The organism is Sphingomonas sp. Ag1, from assembly GCF_000980895.1.
Lineage (GTDB): Bacteria > Pseudomonadota > Alphaproteobacteria > Sphingomonadales > Sphingomonadaceae > Sphingomonas > Sphingomonas panaciterrae.
Genome location: NZ_LAZX01000093.1, coordinates 49,874 through 67,013, shown reverse-complemented (window position 1 = coordinate 67,013; position 17,140 = coordinate 49,874). Strand labels below are relative to the sequence as shown.

Annotated in this window: 19 protein-coding genes and 1 riboswitch; of the genes, 11 read left to right on the top strand and 8 right to left on the bottom strand. The window is 68.6% G+C overall.

Going from position 1 to position 17,140, the window contains the following annotated elements; genetic code table 11:
• Window positions 1–14: 14 nt before the first annotated feature.
• From XM50_RS12100 to XM50_RS12085, 4 genes are all read right to left on the bottom strand, one after another.
• A complete protein-coding gene (locus XM50_RS12100) occupies window positions 15–1,874 on the bottom strand; it encodes a TonB-dependent receptor plug domain-containing protein (RefSeq protein ID WP_046409799.1) in 1,860 nt (619 codons plus the stop codon).
• Between the two features lie 122 nt (window positions 1,875–1,996).
• A riboswitch (cobalamin riboswitch) is annotated at window positions 1,997–2,198 on the bottom strand.
• 21 nt (window positions 2,199–2,219) lie between these two features.
• Window positions 2,220–2,834: a cob(I)yrinic acid a,c-diamide adenosyltransferase gene (gene cobO / locus XM50_RS12095; RefSeq protein WP_046409797.1), complete on the bottom strand. Its 615-nt coding sequence runs from the start codon at window positions 2,832–2,834 to the stop codon at window positions 2,220–2,222.
• 43 nt (window positions 2,835–2,877) lie between these two features.
• Window positions 2,878–3,279, bottom strand: coding sequence for a hypothetical protein (locus tag XM50_RS12090; RefSeq protein ID WP_136452110.1), 402 nt, complete (start codon window positions 3,277–3,279; stop codon window positions 2,878–2,880).
• A gap of 64 nt (window positions 3,280–3,343) precedes the next feature.
• The gene (locus tag XM50_RS12085; protein WP_046409795.1) at window positions 3,344–3,538 is read right to left on the bottom strand and encodes a hypothetical protein; all 195 of its coding nucleotides are present in this window, start codon (window positions 3,536–3,538) and stop codon (window positions 3,344–3,346) included.
• A gap of 201 nt (window positions 3,539–3,739) precedes the next feature.
• Between XM50_RS12085 and XM50_RS12080 the strand changes: the two genes are divergently transcribed.
• From XM50_RS12080 to XM50_RS12045, 7 genes are all read left to right on the top strand, one after another.
• Window positions 3,740–4,684, top strand: coding sequence for a DnaJ C-terminal domain-containing protein (locus XM50_RS12080; protein WP_046409793.1), 945 nt, complete (start codon window positions 3,740–3,742; stop codon window positions 4,682–4,684).
• 43 nt (window positions 4,685–4,727) lie between these two features.
• The gene (locus XM50_RS12075; RefSeq protein ID WP_046409791.1) at window positions 4,728–5,693 is read left to right on the top strand and encodes a YihY/virulence factor BrkB family protein; all 966 of its coding nucleotides are present in this window, start codon (window positions 4,728–4,730) and stop codon (window positions 5,691–5,693) included.
• Window positions 5,694–5,701: 8 nt separating this feature from the next.
• The gene (fabI, locus tag XM50_RS12070; protein WP_197075528.1) at window positions 5,702–6,493 is read left to right on the top strand and encodes an enoyl-ACP reductase FabI; all 792 of its coding nucleotides are present in this window, start codon (window positions 5,702–5,704) and stop codon (window positions 6,491–6,493) included.
• A 4-nt stretch (window positions 6,494–6,497) separates the two neighbouring features.
• Window positions 6,498–7,022: a GNAT family N-acetyltransferase gene (locus XM50_RS12065; protein WP_052742560.1), complete on the top strand. Its 525-nt coding sequence runs from the start codon at window positions 6,498–6,500 to the stop codon at window positions 7,020–7,022.
• Window positions 7,019–8,095, top strand: a complete 1,077-nt coding sequence (gene aroC / locus XM50_RS12060; protein WP_046409787.1) for a chorismate synthase — start codon at window positions 7,019–7,021, stop codon at window positions 8,093–8,095. Before XM50_RS12065 ends, aroC begins: the two co-directional genes overlap by 4 nt.
• 149 nt (window positions 8,096–8,244) lie before the next feature.
• Window positions 8,245–8,532, top strand: coding sequence for a hypothetical protein (locus XM50_RS12055; RefSeq protein ID WP_046409785.1), 288 nt, complete (start codon window positions 8,245–8,247; stop codon window positions 8,530–8,532).
• Between the two features lie 419 nt (window positions 8,533–8,951).
• Window positions 8,952–9,965 (top strand): cell wall hydrolase, encoded by a 1,014-nt coding sequence (locus XM50_RS12045; RefSeq protein WP_046409782.1) that lies wholly within the window; start codon window positions 8,952–8,954, stop codon window positions 9,963–9,965.
• Window positions 9,966–9,977: 12 nt separating this feature from the next.
• On the opposite strand, the gene XM50_RS12040 is transcribed toward XM50_RS12045, so the two are convergent.
• Genes XM50_RS12040 through XM50_RS12030 form a run of 3 tightly spaced genes read right to left on the bottom strand, consistent with a single transcriptional unit; the run spans window position 9,978 to window position 11,619 of the window.
• Window positions 9,978–10,613, bottom strand: coding sequence for a heme exporter protein CcmB (locus XM50_RS12040; protein WP_046409779.1), 636 nt, complete (start codon window positions 10,611–10,613; stop codon window positions 9,978–9,980).
• Entirely contained in the window at window positions 10,610–11,212 is a 603-nt protein-coding gene (gene ccmA, locus XM50_RS12035) for a heme ABC exporter ATP-binding protein CcmA (protein WP_046409777.1), read from the bottom strand. Before ccmA ends, XM50_RS12040 begins: the two co-directional genes overlap by 4 nt.
• Window positions 11,209–11,619, bottom strand: a complete 411-nt coding sequence (locus XM50_RS12030) for a metallopeptidase family protein (protein WP_231621962.1) — start codon at window positions 11,617–11,619, stop codon at window positions 11,209–11,211. Before XM50_RS12030 ends, ccmA begins: the two co-directional genes overlap by 4 nt.
• A 55-nt stretch (window positions 11,620–11,674) precedes the next feature.
• Here XM50_RS12030 and XM50_RS12025 point away from each other — a divergent pair, with 55 nt between their 5' ends.
• Both XM50_RS12025 and XM50_RS12020 read left to right on the top strand, forming a co-directional pair.
• Entirely contained in the window at window positions 11,675–11,968 is a 294-nt protein-coding gene (locus XM50_RS12025) for a 4a-hydroxytetrahydrobiopterin dehydratase (protein WP_046409773.1), read from the top strand.
• Between the two features lie 3 nt (window positions 11,969–11,971).
• Entirely contained in the window at window positions 11,972–12,790 is an 819-nt protein-coding gene (locus XM50_RS12020; protein WP_046409771.1) for a glycoside hydrolase family 16 protein, read from the top strand.
• 33 nt (window positions 12,791–12,823) lie between these two features.
• Here XM50_RS12020 and XM50_RS12015 read toward each other — a convergent pair whose 3' ends face one another.
• Window positions 12,824–14,032, bottom strand: coding sequence for an MFS transporter (locus XM50_RS12015; RefSeq protein ID WP_046409769.1), 1,209 nt, complete (start codon window positions 14,030–14,032; stop codon window positions 12,824–12,826).
• A 148-nt stretch (window positions 14,033–14,180) separates the two neighbouring features.
• Between XM50_RS12015 and XM50_RS12010 the strand changes: the two genes are divergently transcribed.
• Together XM50_RS12010 and XM50_RS12005 are read left to right on the top strand one after the other, a co-directional pair.
• Window positions 14,181–15,977: a DEAD/DEAH box helicase gene (locus XM50_RS12010; protein WP_046409767.1), complete on the top strand. Its 1,797-nt coding sequence runs from the start codon at window positions 14,181–14,183 to the stop codon at window positions 15,975–15,977.
• Between the two features lie 110 nt (window positions 15,978–16,087).
• The gene (locus XM50_RS12005) at window positions 16,088–17,092 is read left to right on the top strand and encodes a zinc-dependent alcohol dehydrogenase family protein (RefSeq protein WP_046409765.1); all 1,005 of its coding nucleotides are present in this window, start codon (window positions 16,088–16,090) and stop codon (window positions 17,090–17,092) included.
• The last annotated feature ends 48 nt before the right edge of the window (window positions 17,093–17,140 follow it).

Sequence of the window (17,140 nt, the reverse complement as noted above, 5' to 3'; positions counted from 1 at the left end):
GGCGCGGTGACGCCTCAGTCCAGCTTCACGCGAAGGCCGCCATAGGCCGCGCGCCCGATCGTGCCGTAATTGGCGACCACGCGGTAATCGGCGTCGAACACATTCTCGACCCGGCCATAGATCGACAGGCGGTCGTTCAGCGGCAGCTCGGCCCGCAGGTTCGCCAGCGTATAGCCGTCGAGCCGCACCCGGTTGGCCGCATCGTCGAAACTGCCGCCTACGGTCAGCACGGTCGCGCCCAGCGCCAGCCCGAAGGGGAAACGATAATCGGCCGACACGCTGACGCTGTCCGCCGGCCGGCGCGCCAGATCGTTGCCGACCAGCCCGGCGCTGCGGTTCTCGCTGTCGACATGGGTATAGGCGGCGTTGATGGTGAAGCGATCGACCGGGCGCATCAGCAGCGCGAACTCGGCGCCCTTGGCGCGCGTGCGCGCGATGTTGCTGTAGGTGAAGGTCAGCGCGTCGAAATCGATCTGGTTGCGCGTGTGGCGATTGAAATAGGTCGCGCTGGCAACCAGCCGGTCGTCGATCAGCCGCTGCTCGATCCCTGCGTCCCAGCTCTTCGCGGTTTCCGGGTCGAGCGTCGGCGTGCCGTAGAAGGGCGCATACAGCTGGTACAAGGTCGGCGCCTTGAACCCCTCGGCATAGCTGGCGCGCAGCGTCGTGCCGGTCGGCAGCGTATAGGCGGCATTGGCGGCAAAGGTGGTGCGCCCGCCAAAGGCATCGTCATCGTCGTGGCGCACGCCCCCGGTGATGGCGAGTCCCGCGACCGGCGTCAGGATCACCTCGCCCCACACGCTCGTCGTGCCGCGGCTGAACCGGTCGGTGCCATCGGCAAGGCGGGTCGTCTCATGCTCCGCGCCGAGCACGACGCGGATCTGGTCGGTCGCCTGTAGATCGCCCTTGTAGGTGTAGCGTTCGCTGCGCCCGCGCGACAGGAACAATGGCGCGGCGCCGACATCGGGATCGTAATTGTCGCGGTCGATATCGGCGATCTGGAACGCCAGCACGTTGCGGAACCGGCCGTCGAGGAAATCGGCGTTCAGCCCGGCATAGCCGTACAATTCCTGCGCGGTGGAATATTCGCGCGTATCGGCAAAGGCGAAGGCGGGCGCGGGAAAGCCGTCGAGGTCGGTACGGCTGTCCGCCCAATACCCACGCAGGTCGAGCCGGATGTTGGGCGCTAACGCCACTTCCACCCGCCCGCTGGCGCCATATTGGCGATAACCGTCCCGCTCGGTGCCGCGATCATAAGCGGAGATGCCATCGGTGCGCAGGTACCCGCCGGTGAGCGCACCGGTCACGATCCCGCTGCCGCCCGAAATGCCGCCGCTGGCAAACAGCGTGTCCATCGCGCCATATTCGACATTGCCGCGTGCGCGCAGCTGCTGCGTCGGCGCCTGGGTGATCACGTTGACGACACCGCCGATCGCCTGGCTGCCCCAGGGCACCGAATTGGGCCCGCGCACCACCTCGACCCGCTCGACCGAGGCGGTGAGCAGATTGGCGAAATCGAACGCACCGCCGGGCGAGGAGGGGTCGTTGACGCGTACGCCGTCGATCAGCGTCAGCGTCTGGTCGGCCTCCGCGCCGCGGATGCGCACGTAATTGACCGTGCCAACCCCGCCGTTGCGAGTCATCGTCACGCCCGGCGTCGTCTGCAACAGGTCGCTCAGCATCACTGTCTGCCGCTGTTCGATCGTCTCGCGGTCGATGATCGTCACCGCCTGGCCGGTGGTGTCGACATCCTGCGGCACGCCGCTGGCCGTCACCACGATATCGCCGCGCGGCGGCGCTTCCTGTGGCCCCTCCTGCGCCAACGCAGGTGCGGCGATCAGGGTGGCGGATGCCGCCAGCCAATGCATGGTCTTCATTGTTCTTGCCCCAACAAAAGGGCTGCGGCCGGCGCCTTGCACAGCGCCGCCGGTCAGCCGATCCCTCTTGTCGTTCGCTCGAGGGTTTCGGCCTCGTCCGCCCGGCACACCCCGTCCGCGCGATGGATCGACGTGCGACCGGCAGGTCTCCTGGCTCTCGGTTCACCGTGCCGCCCGGCCTTCCCGGAAGCCTCAAGCCTCCAGTGGCGCGGATGGGCGACACTCGCCGATCACAGTTGCGGGGGCAGCGCGGGATCAGGCTGTTGGCCCTTCCCGACTTCCCTTTTCATCCCGTCTCCGGGAACCGTTCGCGGCCGCGCCCCTAGGATCAGCGGCCGGGGCGCGTCAATATTCGACGCCCTTTTGCGCGTTGAAGCCGGCGTTGAACGGGTGCTTCACCTCCCCGAACTCGGTCACCAGATCGGCGATTTCGACCAGCTCTGCCCGCGCGCCGCGCCCGGTGATGCAGATATGCTTGGTCAGCGGCCGCTCCTTCAGGAACGCCAGCACCTCCGCCGACGGCAGCGTATCGTCGGCAAGCACGATGTTGAGTTCGTCGAGAATCACGAAGTCGATCTCGGAATCGAGGATCAGTTCCTTCGCCCGCTCCCAGCCGCGGCGCGCGGCGGCGATGTCACGCGCGCGATCCTGCGTGTCCCAGGTGAACCCCTCCCCCATGCTTTCGAAGCTGACGAGGTCGGACGGGTGATCGGTGAAGAAGTTGCGCTCGCCGGTTTCCCACGTGCCCTTCACGAACTGCAGGATCGCCACGCGCATCCCCCAGCCGATCGAGCGGATCGCCATGCCGAAGGCGGCGGAGGACTTCCCCTTGCCGTTGCCGGTGTGGACGATCAGCAGCCCGCGCTCGAGCGTGCGGCGCGCCTGCATCTTGTCGCGCGCCACCTTCATGCGGCGCATCCGGTCATTGTGGCGGGCGTGATCGTCGGGTGCGTCGGTCATCCGCGCGCTATCGTCATGTGCCGCGCGGCTGGCAACCGGCGGCTCATTTCGCCGCGGCAGGCGCCTTCTTGTAGGGCACGAAATCGCCGAGCACGACGAAGCCGCGCGGGATGCGCGACGTACGATCGAGCAGCTGGAGCGAATCGGTCCGGCACAATTGCGGGCCGGCCCAGCGGTTCAGCAGCGCGTCGAAATCGTTGAGCTGGTCAGCGCCGGTCTGCGGCTCGTTGACATACAGGGTGCTGCCGACGCGGTAGATGATCGCTTTCTTGTCGATGATCTGCGTTGACGTGATCGCGGTGGTGCTGATGCAGCGCACCGGCTCCCCGGCGACGCGCCCGGCGAGCGCCTTTTGCAATTGCACGTCCGGCGTGTCGCGCGGGGCTGCGGTGGCGGGAGCGGCCAGCACGGCCGCGGCGAGAAGGGCGGGTGCAAACATATTCATGCGGGAAGGCTGCGCCCGGCTTGCTGAACGCACGCTGACCATCGACAGGCCGGCGGCGGCACGATCAGCAGCGTGCGCAGACCTGTTTCGCCATCGGCGGCACGCCCTCGCCGTCCAGCGTCACCAGCGCGGCGTTCAGGTGAAGGCTGGTGGTCGACAGCCCCAGCATGTCCGCCATGCGCAGCGCCTCGCGGATGACATCGATCAACGGCCGGCCGGCATCGGCATATAGGTCAGGGGAGCACAGGTCGGATTGCATGGCGCGCGCCCTAGCCGCGTCGGCACGGCGCGGGAACCCCGCGGGCGGTAAATACCGCCGGGCGGAACGTTCCACCGGCCAGGCTGCTCGATCGCCCGCACAGCAAAGCCCTCCCCTCACGGATGCGGATGACGGATAACCTGCATTGCACTCGCTCGGGCGCTGCCCCACATAGCCGGGTAACACACCAACGGGGCAACAATGGCTGATCCATATTCGACGCTCGGCGTAGCGCGTGGCGCCTCCGAGGCCGAGATCAAGAAAGCATATCGCAAGCTCGCAAAGGAGCTGCATCCCGACCGTAATCAGGACAATCCCAAGGCGGCGGAACGCTTCAGCCAGGTCACCAATGCCTATGACCTGCTGAGCGACAAGGACAAGCGCGCCCGGTTCGACCGCGGCGAGATCGATGCCGATGGCAATCCCACCTCGCCCTTCGGGGCGGGCTTTGGCGGCGGCGGCTTTGCCGGCGGGCGCTCCGCCGGCGGCGGTTTCCGCAGCGAGGATTTCGGCGGCGCCGAGGGCGTCGACATGTCCGACATCTTCGAAGGGCTGTTCGGCGGCCGCGCCGGCGGGGCTGGCGGCGGCTTTTCCAGCGGCTTCGGCCGGCGGCAGCGCGCCGCGCCGCGTGGCGAGAATGTCGCCTATCGGCTGCGCGTCCCCTTCGTCGATGCCGCCGCGCTGGAGCCGCAGCGGATCACGCTGGCCGATGGCAAGACGATCGACCTGAAACTGCCGCCCGGCGTCGAGACGGGGACGCAGATGCGCCTGTCCGGCAAGGGTGAGCAGGGTCCGGGCGGCGCCGGCGATGCGATCGTCACGATCGACATCCAGCCGCACCGCTTCTTCACCCGCGATGGCGACGACGTTCGCCTCGACCTGCCGATCACCCTGGCGGAGGCGGTGAACGGCGGCCTGGTCAAGGTGCCGACGGTGCAGAAGCCGGTGATGCTGACCGTGCCCAAGGGATCGTCCTCGGGCCGCACGCTGCGGCTGAAGGGCAAGGGCTTCCACCGCAAGGACGGGACGCGCGGCGATCAGCTCGTCACGCTGATGATCCAGATTCCGGCCGACGATGCCGCGCTCGCGAGCTTCGTCGAGGGCTGGTCCGGCGGCGGGAACCCGCGCGCCGACATGGGCGTCTGACCTTTCCTACAGGATCGGGTCGTGCAGCAACGGGGGCGATAGGTTGAGCGAGGAAGCGGGATCACTGACGCCGGAAGATCGCAAGCATCACGGCGCCGCCCGCACCAAGCTCGACCATCAGCTCGCCAAGGTCCGGCCCGGCAGCTACGCCTATGAAGTGGTGAAGCGCGCCTGCGTGGGCGTCTACAATGACGGGTTCATCCACGCTGGTAACCTTGCCTATCTGGCGCTGATGACGGTGTTCCCGTTCTTCATCGTCGCCGCCGCCGTGCTCGGCGCGCTGGGGCAGGATCAGGGCACGCGGCAGGCGGTGGAATCCTTCCTCCATGTCCTGCCGCCAGACGTCGCGAGCATCCTGCGCAAGCCGATAGCCGATGTGCTGGCGGCGCGCACCGGCGCCTTGCTGTGGCTGGGCGCGCTGATCGGCCTGTGGACGGTGGGCAGCTTCGTCGAGGCGATCCGCGAGATCTTCCGCCGCGCCTATGGCACGCGCAGTTCGCAGTCGCTGTGGCGGTCGCGCCTTGGCCTCACCTTCGGCATCGTCGTATCCGTACTGCTCGCGCTGATCTCCTTCCTGGTGCAGGGCATCCTGACCGCGACGGAACAGTTCATCTACAATCTGCTGCCCTTCGCGCAGGACATTGCCCGCTGGGTCGGGCTCAGCCGCGCGATCCCGGGGGTCGTGATGTTCGGCGCCTTGTGGATGCTGTTCTACTTCGTGACGCCGTCCAAATATCGCTATTCGGGCAACCGCGTGTGGCCCGGCGCGCTGTTCACCACCGCCTGGTGGGTGGGCATGACGGCGGGCCTGCCCTTGGTCTTGTCCAACCTTGGCGGTTATGACCTGACCTACGGCAGCCTGGCGGGGGTGGTCGTCATGCTGCTGTTCTTCTATCTGATCGGTCTTGGTCTCGTGTTCGGCGCGCATCTCAACGCGGCGCTGGCGGAACCACCGGAGAACGGGCTAGAGGGAGTCCCCCCGGTTTCGGAAGCAAGGGCAACGACGTGAATGGATTGATGGCGGGCAAGCGTGGGCTCATCATGGGCCTGGCCAATGACAAGTCGCTTGCCTGGGGGATTGCGCAGAAGCTGGCGCAGGCAGGCGCGGACCTTGCCTTTTCCTACCAGGGGGAATCGCTGGCGAAGCGGGTGCGCCCGCTCGCCGAGCAGCTCGGCTCCAGCCGGCTGATCAATTGCGACGTGTCCGACATGGCCGCGCTCGACGCGGCGTTCGATGAACTGGCGCAGGACTGGCCGACGATCGACTTCGTCGTCCATGCGATCGGCTTTTCGGACAAGAACGAGCTGCGCGGCAAATATGTCGACACCAGCCTCGACAACTTCCTGATGACCATGAACATTTCCGCCTACAGCTTCGTCGCGGTGGCCAAGCGGGCGCGCGCGATGATGCCGGAAGGCGGCAGCCTGCTGACGCTGAGTTATTATGGCGCGGAGAAGGTCGTCCCCCATTATAACGTGATGGGCGTGGCGAAGGCGGCGCTGGAAACCAGCGTGAAATATCTCGCCACCGATCTCGGGCCGGAGAACATCCGCGTCAACGCGATCAGCGCCGGGCCGATCAAGACGCTGGCGGCGAGCGGCATCGGCGATTTCCGCTACATCCTGAAGTGGAACGAGCTGAATTCGCCGATGCGTCGCAACGTGACGATCGACGATGTCGGTGGCGCCGGCCTCTACCTCCTGTCTGATCTGGCGAGCGGCGTGACGGGCGAGATCCACCATGTCGACGCCGGCTATAATGTGATCGGCATGAAGGCCGAGGACGCGCCCGACATCGCGCTGTCGTAACGCCGTGACCATCGCGATCCGCCCGGCCGCCGGCGGCGATGTCGCCGCGATCGATGCACTGCTGCGCACCAGCTTCCCCTATCCGGAGGAGGCCGACCTGGTGCGCGACCTGTGCATCGCGGGCGACATGGTGCTGACGCTGATCGCGCATGACGAGGATGCGGACGCGCTGGCCGGCGCGATCGTATTCAGCCGGATGGACGTGACGGTCGCGGGCAAGCAGGTGCCCGCCGTTGCCCTCGCCCCGCTCGCCGTTGCGCCCGCCTACCGCCGGCAGGGCGTGGCGGAGGCGCTGGTCCAGGCAGCGCATGAACAGCTGGAAAGCGCGGGCGTGGTGCTGAGCTTCGTGCTGGGCGATCCCGCCTTCTACAACCGATTCGGCTATGACGCCGCGGTCGCGCGCAATTTCGATTCCCCTTACGCAGGGGACAATTTCATGGCGCTGCCGCTGCAGGGCGGGCTGACGCCGTGCGGCGTGCGCGAGGCGGCGCACCATGCCCCCGCCTTTGCGCGACTGGGGGCGCAATGAGCTTCAACACCTTTGGCCGGATGTTCCGCTTCACCACCTGGGGCGAATCGCACGGGCCGGCGCTGGGCGCGGTGGTCGACGGCTGCCCGCCGGGGATCGGCTTGAGCGAAGCCGATATCCAGCCGTGGCTCGACAAGCGGCGCCCCGGCACCTCGCGCTTCACCACCCAGCGGCGCGAGCCCGATCAGGTCCGTATCCTGTCGGGCGTGTTCGAGGGCCGCACCACCGGCACCCCGATCAGCCTGATGATCGAGAATGTCGACCAGCGGTCGAAGGATTATTCGGAGGTCGCGCTCGCCTATCGTCCGGGTCACGCCGATTACGCCTATGACGCAAAATACGGCTTTCGCGATTATCGCGGCGGCGGTCGGTCCTCGGCGCGCGAGACGGCGGCGCGGGTAGCGGCGGGCGCAGTGGCGCGCGCGGTGATCCCCGGCGTTCGGATCCGCGCCTGGGTCGAGGCGATCGGCGGCGATGCGATCAACCCCGCCGCATTCGATGATGCGCAGATCGATGCCAATCCGTTCTTCTGTCCCGATGCCGCCGCCGCGGCGCGCTGGGAGCAGAAGGTTGATGCCGCGCGCAAGGCTGGCTCCTCGCTGGGCGCGGTGGTGGCGTGCGAGGCAACCGGCGTTCCCGCCGGCTGGGGCGCACCGCTTTATGCCAAGCTCGACAGCGAGCTTGCCGCCGCGATCATGTCGATCAATGCGGTAAAAGGCGTGGAAATCGGCGACGGCTTCGCGGCCGCCGCGCTCTCGGGCGAGGAAAACGCCGATCCGATGCGTCCCGGCGAGGGCGCGCCTCTGTTCCTGGCCAACCATGCGGGCGGCATCGCCGGCGGGATCGCTACCGGCCAGCCGATCCGGGTGCGCGCCGCGTTCAAGCCGACCAGTTCGATCCTCACCCCGGTGGATACGATCAACCGCGAGGGTGAAGCGGCGCAGATCGCCACCCGCGGCCGCCATGATCCATGCGTCGGCATTCGCGGCGTACCGGTGGTGGAGGCGATGGTGGCACTGGTCCTCGCCGACCAGTTCCTGATGCATCGGGGACAAACAGGCGCCGACATCTGAGTTTAGTTTTCAGCACCGACAATGGTCGCCCAACGCCGTTATTCGGCGCCTCCGGGATGAATTGAGCCGAATCCTGCGACGACTCGAAGAACTTTCCGTGATCCCGTGCATTCTACTCTCAGCACTTAAGAACAGCAGGAGAGTATGACATGAAGTATTTTGGCCTCGTTGCCGCTGCTGCGCTTGTCGTCCCCACGGTCGCCGTGGCGCAGACCGCCCCCACCGCGCCGCAGTCGGCGCCGGGCAGCACGACCACGCAGGGTGACACCACCGGCACGACAATGACCGAAGACAGCACGACGACGCCGTCGACCCGAACGCCGACGTCGCCATCGACCACGCAGTCGACGATGGATCCGAATGATCCGACGGGCACGACGACCAGCCCGACCGCTGATCCGTCGACCACCCAACCCACGGTGCCGCCGCGCGGCTAATCGCCCCACGGCGCATTACGGACGGGGCCCGGCAGCAACCCTGCCGGGCCCCAGTCGTTTGGGGCTTCCGCCCTTTGTCTCCCCCTCCCCCGCGAGATCATCGTTCATGCGTCTTGCCGCGACCGTCAGTGTCACGCTGATCGCCCTTTCCACCGCCGCTCTGGCCCAGATGATCGACCCGGCGCGCCAGCATGCTTCCAGCCCGGCCGTCACTGCGCCGCGCACCGCAGCGCTACCGGTCCCCGCGCCACTGCATGGCCAAGCCGCCGGGGAACGCCGCACCCAGCCGCGTTAACCAATAAGTGTTCGATCATCGGACACTGACCCCGACCGCGCACTGAATCAGCAGGCGCGCACGACCACCTGATCCGGTACAGCCCGCGCATGGCGTTCCCCCATCGGACCGGACAAGACTGATCATGACCGTCGCGCTGCACCCGAGCGAGCGCGCGGCGCTGCGCCGTCGGCGCGCACCCGATCCATGGCGCCTGTGGCGAGAGGCGGCGGTGATCGCCGTGCCGATCACGCTGGTCCTGGCAGCACTGATGGCGGCGGCACTCGCCTGGTCGGGGGCGTTCGCGCTGGGGGGTGGCACACCGCCCCAGACACGCACCGCTGGCAGCCCCGCACAGTCCTCCCCCGGCAGCGGGACGACCGGCACGGCGCCGCTTCCCGCCGAACCCGCCGGCCGCCCGATGCCCGCCTCCGCGACGGCGACCGGGGTCACTCCCGCCGCGCCGTTCAGCCTGCGCAGCGCCAGCGCGCTCGACCGCGCGCGCGCCACCGAATGCCTCACCGCCGCGCTTTATTACGAGGCGGTGTCGGAGCCGGATGACGGGCTGCGCGCCGTCGCGCAGGTGGTGCTGAACCGGGTGCGTCACCCCGCCTTCCCGGCCAGCGTGTGCGGCGTCGTCTATCAGGGCGTCGAGCGGGGCCAGGGCGGCTGCCAGTTCAGCTTCGCCTGCGACGGCGCAACGACGCGCGTGCCGGTGCGGTCCGGCTGGGCGCGCGCGGCGCGGGTCGCGGCGGGGGCGCTCGGCGGCTACGTCTATGCGCCGGTTGGCCTGGCGACGCATTACCACACCTATGCCGTGACCCCGGCGTGGAACCGCACGCTGGTGATGACCGACGTGGTCGGCGCGCATTTCTTTCACCGCTGGAAGGGGTTCTGGGGCACCGCCGCGGCCTTTCACCAGCGTTATGCCGGGTCCGAGCCGGCGCTGGGCCCTGCCCCGCGGCTGGCAACGCCGGTGATCGCGCTCAACCACCCGGTCGCGGTGGCCCCGCTCACACCGGTGGTGATCCCGGCGACGCAGGTGCAGCCCGCCTTTCGCGACAGCGGCACGCCGCTGGAGCCTGAGGCGGCGCCGGCGCCCGCGCCCGAATCGCAGATCCTCGACCGGTGGAAGAACAGCGGCAAGCCGCTGCGCTGAGCGGCAGCCCGCTTATTCCATGCCGATGCGGATCGCCGCGGCCGCCACGAAGGGCGCACCGGCAACCAGCAGCAGGCTGACCGCGCCGAGCAGCTTCAGCCCGCCCGCGCCGCCGTCGATCGCCCCCGCGCCAAAGATCAGCAGCGGAATGGCGAGCGGCAGCAGCACCAGCCCGGCGATCGCCCCCGCGCCGCGCAGCCCCGCCGTCAGAGCACCCGTCGCCACCGCCAGCGCCGCCAGCCCGGGTGTGCCGATCACCAGCCCCGCCTCGACCAGCAACAACGTCTCCCCGTCTACGCCCATCAGCCCGGCGACGATCAGCGCGGCGACCATCACCGTCGGCGCAAAGGCGAGCCAATGCCCCAGCATCTTCGCCGCCGCTGCCGCGGCCAGCGACTGGCCGCGCACCGCGAGCTGATCGAATATGCCGGCCTCCAGATCGGGCGCGATCAGGCGATCGACCGGCAGCAGCGCCGCCAGCAGCGCCGCCGCCCAGATCACCCCGCCGCCGATGCGCGACAGCAATGCGGCGTCCGGCCCGATCGCGAAGGGGAAAAGGATTGCGACCAGCAGGAAGAAACCCACCGTCATCGCCGCCCCCCCGCCGGCATAGCCCCGCCGCGCCTCGCGCAGCACCAGCGCGATCATGCCGCCATCTCGCAATGTGCGGCGAGGTCGAGCATGGCGGCACCGGCAAGGTAGAGCGGCTGGTGAGTCGCGACCACCACGATCCCGCCGCCCGCGCGATGGAGTGCCATCGCGGTTTCGAGCAGCGCGATCGATCTTGTGTCGAGGCCGGTCGCCGGCTCGTCGAGCAGCCAGATCGGTGCCTGCGTGGCGATCACTCGCGCCAGCGCCGCGCGCCGTCGCTGGCCGGTCGACAGCATCCGCACCGGAATGTCCGCCAGGTCATCAAGTGCCACCATCGCCAGCGCCTGCGCGACCCGCTCGCCAGGCGCGGGCAAGGCATCGAGCCGCGCCCACAGCAACAGCGCCTCGCTCAGCCGGCGCTCGGGATCGAGCGCGCTCGCCTCGCCGAGCAGCGCGAGCCGACCCTCAGCCGCAACCGACCCGGCAAAGGGCGGGAGCAGGCCGGCGGCGAGCCGCAGCAGGCTGGATTTGCCACAGCCATTAGCCCCCGTCACCAGCGCCGCGCCGCCTGCCGCAAGGCTCAGCGATACGCCTGCGAACAACAGCCGCCCGCCGCGGCGACAGGCGACATCCTCCAGCGCCAGCGACGCGCTCAATCGCTCACCGCGTCCTCGAGCGCGTGCATGTCATCGTCGCTGAGGCCGAAATGATGTCCGATCTCATGGATGGTGACATGCGCCACCAGATCGTCGAGCCGCACGCCCGTCTCGCACCATTCGGCGAGGATCGCCTGGCGGTAGAGGTGGATGCGATCGGGCGCCGCGCCGCTGTCGAATGCCGATTTCTCGCCCACCGGCCGCCCATGGTACACACCGGTCAGCTCCAGCGGATGCTCCAGCCCGAGGCTGGCGAGCGTCTCCTCATCCGCCTCCTCCTCGACCAGCAACACCACATCGCCCAGATGCGCGCGAAAGGCAGCAGGTAGCCGATCGATCACGCCAAGGGCATGGTGTTCGATCGCTGCCAGCGAGGGCGGTTCGCCCGGAAGCTCTTGTCCGCTCATGCCGCCCGCCATAGGCGTTGCGCCTTGGATGCGACAAGCTTTTGGGAGCGCAGCGATGGTCGATCAATTAAGCGAAGCCGAACGCGCAGAGGCGCTCGATGCCCTGCCTGACTGGGATTATGACGAGGGTCGCGATGCGATCAGCCGGTCGATCGTGTTCACCGATTTCGCCGAGGCGTTCGGATTCATGACCCAGGTCGCGCTGATCGCGGAGCGCGCGGATCACCATCCCGAATGGACCAACGTGTGGAACCGCGTCGAAATCACGCTGACCACGCATGATGCGGGCGGCCTGTCGGCGCGCGACGTCGACCTCGCCACCGCGATCGATTCGATCCTGGACGGCTGATCCATGATCCTTCTCGCCATCACGCTTCAGGCCGCCTCGCTCGGCGCCACCAACTATGCCGCCGACGCGCCGATGACGGTGCCGACCAGCCAGCCCAGCTTCGCCGACGAATTCGACGGCAAGACTGTCGATACCGCCAAATGGTCCTATGACACCTCGTACAATGCCAGGGGCTGGTTCAACAACGAGCTGCAATATTATGCCGCCGATCGGGCCAAGAACGCGCGGATCGAGGATGGCGCGTTGGTGATCGAGGCACATGCCGAAGTGGCGGACAAGGCGCGCTTCCCCGATACCGGCGGGCAGCGCTACACCTCGGCAAAGCTGATCGCGAAGGAGCGGCTCGGCTATGGCTTCTACGAGATCCGCGCAAAGCTGCCGTGCGGGCGCGGGGCGTGGCCGGCGATCTGGATGCTGCCGATCGGCGACAAATGGCCGGACGGCGGTGAGATCGACATCATGGAAATGGTCGGCTGGGATCCCAATGTGATCCACGCCACGCTCCACACCGGCGCGTTCAATCACAACAAGGGCACGCAGCGCGGCGCGCAGCGGACCGTGCCCGACGCCTGCACCGCCTTTCACAATTACCAGCTCGATTGGCAGCCTGACACAATCACCATCGGCATCGACGGCCGCGCGGTGATGCAGGTGCGCAACGACCAGCCCGGCGGCGCGGCGGCATGGCCCTTCACCACGCCGTACGACCTGATCCTGAACCTCGCGGTCGGCGGCGACTGGGGCGGCAAGATGGGCGTCGACGACGCGGTCTTTCCGCAGCGGATGACCGTGGATTACGTCCGCCACTGGGCGCGCCAATAGGCGCCGCCGGCTGGGGCGAGCGCCAGCCTCGCCTCAGCGGCGGCTGCGCACGCCCAGCATCGCCAGCCCGCCGGCAAGCGTCAGCGCCGCCAGCACCAGCAGCACCGCGCTGAAATCGCGCGGGGTGGCGAGCATCCAGGCGAGCAGCGGCCCGAGCAGCGCGGGAAGCGTGTTGGTGAGGTTGAGCAGCCCCAGGTCACGCCCGCGATGCGCCGGGGTGGGCAGCAACTGCATGGCAAAGGCGGCGTGCAGCGCCAGGAACACCGCGGACCCGATCGCATAAGCGACAAAGGCGATCGCCGCCCAGCGCCAGTCGGGCGCCACCGCCATGCCGGCAAGCCCGATCGCCGCCAGCACCGCGCCGCCCACCAGCGCCGGCTTGCGCCGCGCCGACCGGTCCGACGCACGGCCCGCAAGCAACGCCACCGGCAGCGACAGGACGAAGCCCACCGTCAGCAATTGCCCGACGCCCGGCGCCAGCGCCGCGGCGGGGACCGTCGGCATGATGCTCTGGAAGTAGTAAAGGAGGTAAAGCGACAGCGCGTTGCCGGCGACCTGCACCAGCAGCCGCGCGGCAAAGGAAATGACGATGTCCTGTCGCCGCATCATGACCACGCCGACCGGCGGTGGCGGCTGCGCGGCGATCCGCGCCCGAGTCACCAGCAGCGGGGTGACCGCCGCGCCGGTGATCGCTGCGACGATCGCCAGCCGCATCCCCTCGCTCGCCCACGCCAGCCCGACCAGCATCGCCGACACGGCGGACGCGGTCGGCACCGCCGCCGCCAGCAGGCCGCCCGCAACTCCCTTTTGCGCGTCGGGCACCTCGTCCGCCATGATCGCCAGCAGCGGCCCGAGCAGCGCGTTGACCGCTGCCTGGAACAATCCCACCGCCAGCATGATCGCCCACGGCGTCTGGGCCAGCGCGATGCCGGCGAAGGATGCCGCCGTCGCGACCAGCCCGAAGGCAATCCAGCGCCGCCGCCCGCCGCCGCGCGCCACGGAGCGGTCGCTCAGCCAGCCGAACAGGATGTTGGAGGCGCTGGCGACGATCGCGCCGACGATCACGATGGCACTGAACAGCCCGATCCGCGCCTCGCCCGCGATCAGTTCGATCTTCAGCGGCAGCAGCAGCGCGAGCAGCGGCTGGTACGCGATCACGCCGCCCGCATTGGCCAGCGCAAACACCAGCAGGAAGCCGGCCGATCGCCGTTCCCCCGGCGTCAAGATGCGCGTTTGAACCATCAGATCCGCACGATTGTGCGCTTCTCCAAAAAACCGGGGCAATTGCGCCACAGGATCGCGACCCGAAAACAACGACGTGCACATTAAGCACGATCGCAGACAAACAAACCTTGCAGTGCGCGCGGAACGGACCATGTAGCGTTCAATCATGACATTTGACACACTTCCCGCGCCGCTCGCTGGCGCGCTCGCCGAGCGCGGCTATCAGGCGCCCACGCCGGTCCAGGCCGCCGTAATCGAACCGGAGGCCGCTGGCCGCGACCTCATCGTTTCCGCCCGGACGGGTTCCGGCAAGACCGTCGCCTTCGGCATGGCGATGGCATCCGAACTGCTGGGCGAGGACGATCGCATCATTCCCTCGCGTGAGCCGCACGCGCTCGTCATCGCGCCGACTCGCGAACTCGCGCTTCAGGTCAGCCGCGAGCTGATCTGGCTCTACGGTCCGACCGGCGCGCGCATCGTCACCTGCGTCGGCGGCATGGACGCGTCCAAGGAGCGCCGGAACCTCAATCACGGCGCGCATATCGTCGTCGGCACGCCCGGCCGCCTGCGCGACCATCTCGAGCGCGGCGCGCTGGAGCTTTCCGCGCTCAAGGTCGCGGTGCTCGACGAGGCGGACGAGATGCTCGACATGGGCTTCCGCGAGGATCTCGAGGAAATCCTCGACGCGACGCCCGAGACGCGCCGCACGCTCCTGTTCTCGGCCACCATGCCCAAGCCGATCGTTCAGCTGGCCAAGCGCTACCAGAAGGACGCGCTGCGCATCTCCACGGTCGAGGAAGACCGCGGCCATGGCGACATCAGCTACCAGGCCGTCGCGGTCAGCCCGTCGGACATCGAACATGCGGTGATCAACCTCCTTCGCCTGTACGAGGCGGAGACGGCGATCCTGTTCTGCGCCACGCGCGACAATGTCCGCCACCTCCACGCCAGCCTCGTCGAGCGCGGCTTTGCCGCCGTGGCGCTGTCGGGCGAGCACAGCCAGAATGAGCGTAACGCCGCGCTTCAGGCGCTGCGCGATCGCCGCGCCCGCGTCTGCGTCGCGACCGATGTCGCCGCGCGCGGCATCGACCTGCCGAGCCTCAGCCTCGTCATTCACGTCGAGCTGCCGCGCGATGGCGAGACGCTGCAGCACCGTTCAGGCCGCACCGGGCGCGCGGGGAAAAAGGGCACCGCGGTGCTCATCGTCCCCTATCAGCGCCGCCGCTGGGCCGAATCGATGCTGCGCAACGCCAAGATCCCGGTCGAATGGGTGCCGGCGCCGACGCCAGAGGACGTGCGCGCCAAGGATCGCGAGCGGCTGCTCGAACAGCTGCTCGCCCCGGTCGAGGTGGAGGAAGAGGATCAGGCGCTCGCCGAGCGGCTGATGGCCGAGAAGACGCCGGAGGAAATCGCCGGTGCCCTCGTGCGCGCCTATCGCGCCGCCATGCCCGCGCCGGAGGAGATCGTCGCCGCGACGCCGGAGGCGCATCGCGCCGCCCAGCGCGAGAAGCACCGCCCCGGCTTTGACGATGTGGTCTGGTTCCGCATGAATCTCGGCCGCCGCCAGAACGCCGATCCGCGCTGGATCCTGCCGCTGATCTGCCGCCGCGGCAATCTGACGAAGAACGATGTCGGCGCAATCCGCATCGGGCCGAACGAAACCGCCTTCCAGATCCCGCGGGCGCTGGCCGCGAAGTTCCAGTCGGCCGTGGCAAAGACCGCGAGCCCCGAGGACGACGTGCTATTCGAGGTGTCGGACCAGGCACCCTCCTCGCGCGGGGTCTCCGGGCCGCGTACCGGCAGCGCGGATCGTGCCGAAGGTCGGGCGGGACCGGGCCGTGGCCCCGCGCGCGGTGGCCCGGATCGTGGTGGGCTGGGTCGTGGCAGCGCGGGCCAGGGCGGCCCGGCGCGTTATTCCGCGACGCGCACCAAGCCGTCGGGCGGCGGTCCGCGCCGCCCCTGACCGGCGCGCGCATCGCTGCACTTTAAGCGCATCGACTTAAATCTCGTTGCACCCGTCAGCGGTGCCCATTACCCCCGGCGCAACGGCCAGGAGCGCCGGGGGAGAGATTGATGCGCACCATAAAGTTACAGAAGCCCGGCGGGCTCGACCGCCTGCAGGTCGCCGATAGTGAGCGGGTGGCGCCCGGCTACGGCGAGATCGTCGTGCGCATCGGCGCCAGCTCGCTCAACTTCCACGATTATGCCGTCGTCACCGGGATGATCCCGACGCCGGACGGCCGCATCCCGATGTCGGACGGCGCGGGCGAAGTGGTCGAGGTGGGCGAAGGCGTCCGCGAGTTCGCGGTCGGCGACAAGGTCGTCTCCACCTTCTTCCCGCACTGGATGGATGGCGAACCTGCGCTCGAATTCATGCTCGACGTCCCCGGCGACGGCGCCGATGGCTTCGCGCGCGAATATGTGACCGCGCCCGCCACCTCCTTCACCGGCGCGCCGCAGGGCTATTCGGATGCGGAGGCGGCGACGCTGACCTGCGCCGGCCTCACCGCGTGGCGCGCATTGGTCGTCAACGGCCAGCTGAAGGCCGGCGATACCGTGCTGGTGCAGGGCACCGGCGGCGTGTCGATCTTCGCGCTGCAATTCGCCAAGGCGGCCGGTGCGCGCGTCATTGCCACCTCCTCCTCGGACGAGAAGCTTGAGCGGCTGCGCAGCATGGGCGCCGACCACCTCATCAACTACAAGAGCCAGGAGAATTGGGGCGAGGTCGCGCGGGGCCTGACCGGCGGGCGCGGCGTTGACCATGTCGTCGAGATCGGCGGATCGGGCACCATGCCGCAATCGATCGCCGCGACGCGGATCGGCGGCCATATCGCGCTGATCGGCGTGCTCGCGGGCATCGCCGGCAATGTGCCGACGATGTATGTGATGCAGGGCAATCAGCGGATCATCGGCCTGACGGTCGGCGCCCGCCGCCACCAGCAGGACATGGTCCGCGCGATCGAGGCGAACGGCATCCGCCCCGTGATCGACACGCACTTCCCGCTGGAACAGATCGCCGACGCCTTCCGCCACCAGGAATCGGGCAAGCATTTCGGCAAGATCGTGCTCGACATCTGACCGGCATGGGTGCGCGCGGGGATCGGCCCGGCGCGCACCTAAGCCATT

What these genes read in the sequence shown, in the direction of transcription:
- XM50_RS12100 (WP_046409799.1), bottom strand. Translation starts at nt 1,874, where the DNA reads ATGAAGACCATGCATTGGCTGGCGGCATCCGCCACCCTGATCGCCGCA.
- cobO (WP_046409797.1), bottom strand. Translation starts at nt 2,834, where the DNA reads ATGACCGACGCACCCGACGATCACGCCCGCCACAATGACCGGATGCGC.
- XM50_RS12090 (WP_136452110.1), bottom strand. Translation starts at nt 3,279, where the DNA reads ATGAATATGTTTGCACCCGCCCTTCTCGCCGCGGCCGTGCTGGCCGCT.
- XM50_RS12085 (WP_046409795.1), bottom strand. Translation starts at nt 3,538, where the DNA reads ATGCAATCCGACCTGTGCTCCCCTGACCTATATGCCGATGCCGGCCGG.
- XM50_RS12080 (WP_046409793.1), top strand. Translation starts at nt 3,740, where the DNA reads ATGGCTGATCCATATTCGACGCTCGGCGTAGCGCGTGGCGCCTCCGAG.
- fabI (WP_197075528.1), top strand. Translation starts at nt 5,702, where the DNA reads ATGGCGGGCAAGCGTGGGCTCATCATGGGCCTGGCCAATGACAAGTCG.
- aroC (WP_046409787.1), top strand. Translation starts at nt 7,019, where the DNA reads ATGAGCTTCAACACCTTTGGCCGGATGTTCCGCTTCACCACCTGGGGC.
- XM50_RS12055 (WP_046409785.1), top strand. Translation starts at nt 8,245, where the DNA reads ATGAAGTATTTTGGCCTCGTTGCCGCTGCTGCGCTTGTCGTCCCCACG.
- XM50_RS12045 (WP_046409782.1), top strand. Translation starts at nt 8,952, where the DNA reads ATGACCGTCGCGCTGCACCCGAGCGAGCGCGCGGCGCTGCGCCGTCGG.
- XM50_RS12040 (WP_046409779.1), bottom strand. Translation starts at nt 10,613, where the DNA reads ATGATCGCGCTGGTGCTGCGCGAGGCGCGGCGGGGCTATGCCGGCGGG.
- XM50_RS12030 (WP_231621962.1), bottom strand. Translation starts at nt 11,619, where the DNA reads ATGAGCGGACAAGAGCTTCCGGGCGAACCGCCCTCGCTGGCAGCGATC.
- XM50_RS12025 (WP_046409773.1), top strand. Translation starts at nt 11,675, where the DNA reads ATGGTCGATCAATTAAGCGAAGCCGAACGCGCAGAGGCGCTCGATGCC.
- XM50_RS12020 (WP_046409771.1), top strand. Translation starts at nt 11,972, where the DNA reads ATGATCCTTCTCGCCATCACGCTTCAGGCCGCCTCGCTCGGCGCCACC.
- XM50_RS12015 (WP_046409769.1), bottom strand. Translation starts at nt 14,032, where the DNA reads ATGGTTCAAACGCGCATCTTGACGCCGGGGGAACGGCGATCGGCCGGC.
- XM50_RS12010 (WP_046409767.1), top strand. Translation starts at nt 14,181, where the DNA reads ATGACATTTGACACACTTCCCGCGCCGCTCGCTGGCGCGCTCGCCGAG.
- XM50_RS12005 (WP_046409765.1), top strand. Translation starts at nt 16,088, where the DNA reads ATGCGCACCATAAAGTTACAGAAGCCCGGCGGGCTCGACCGCCTGCAG.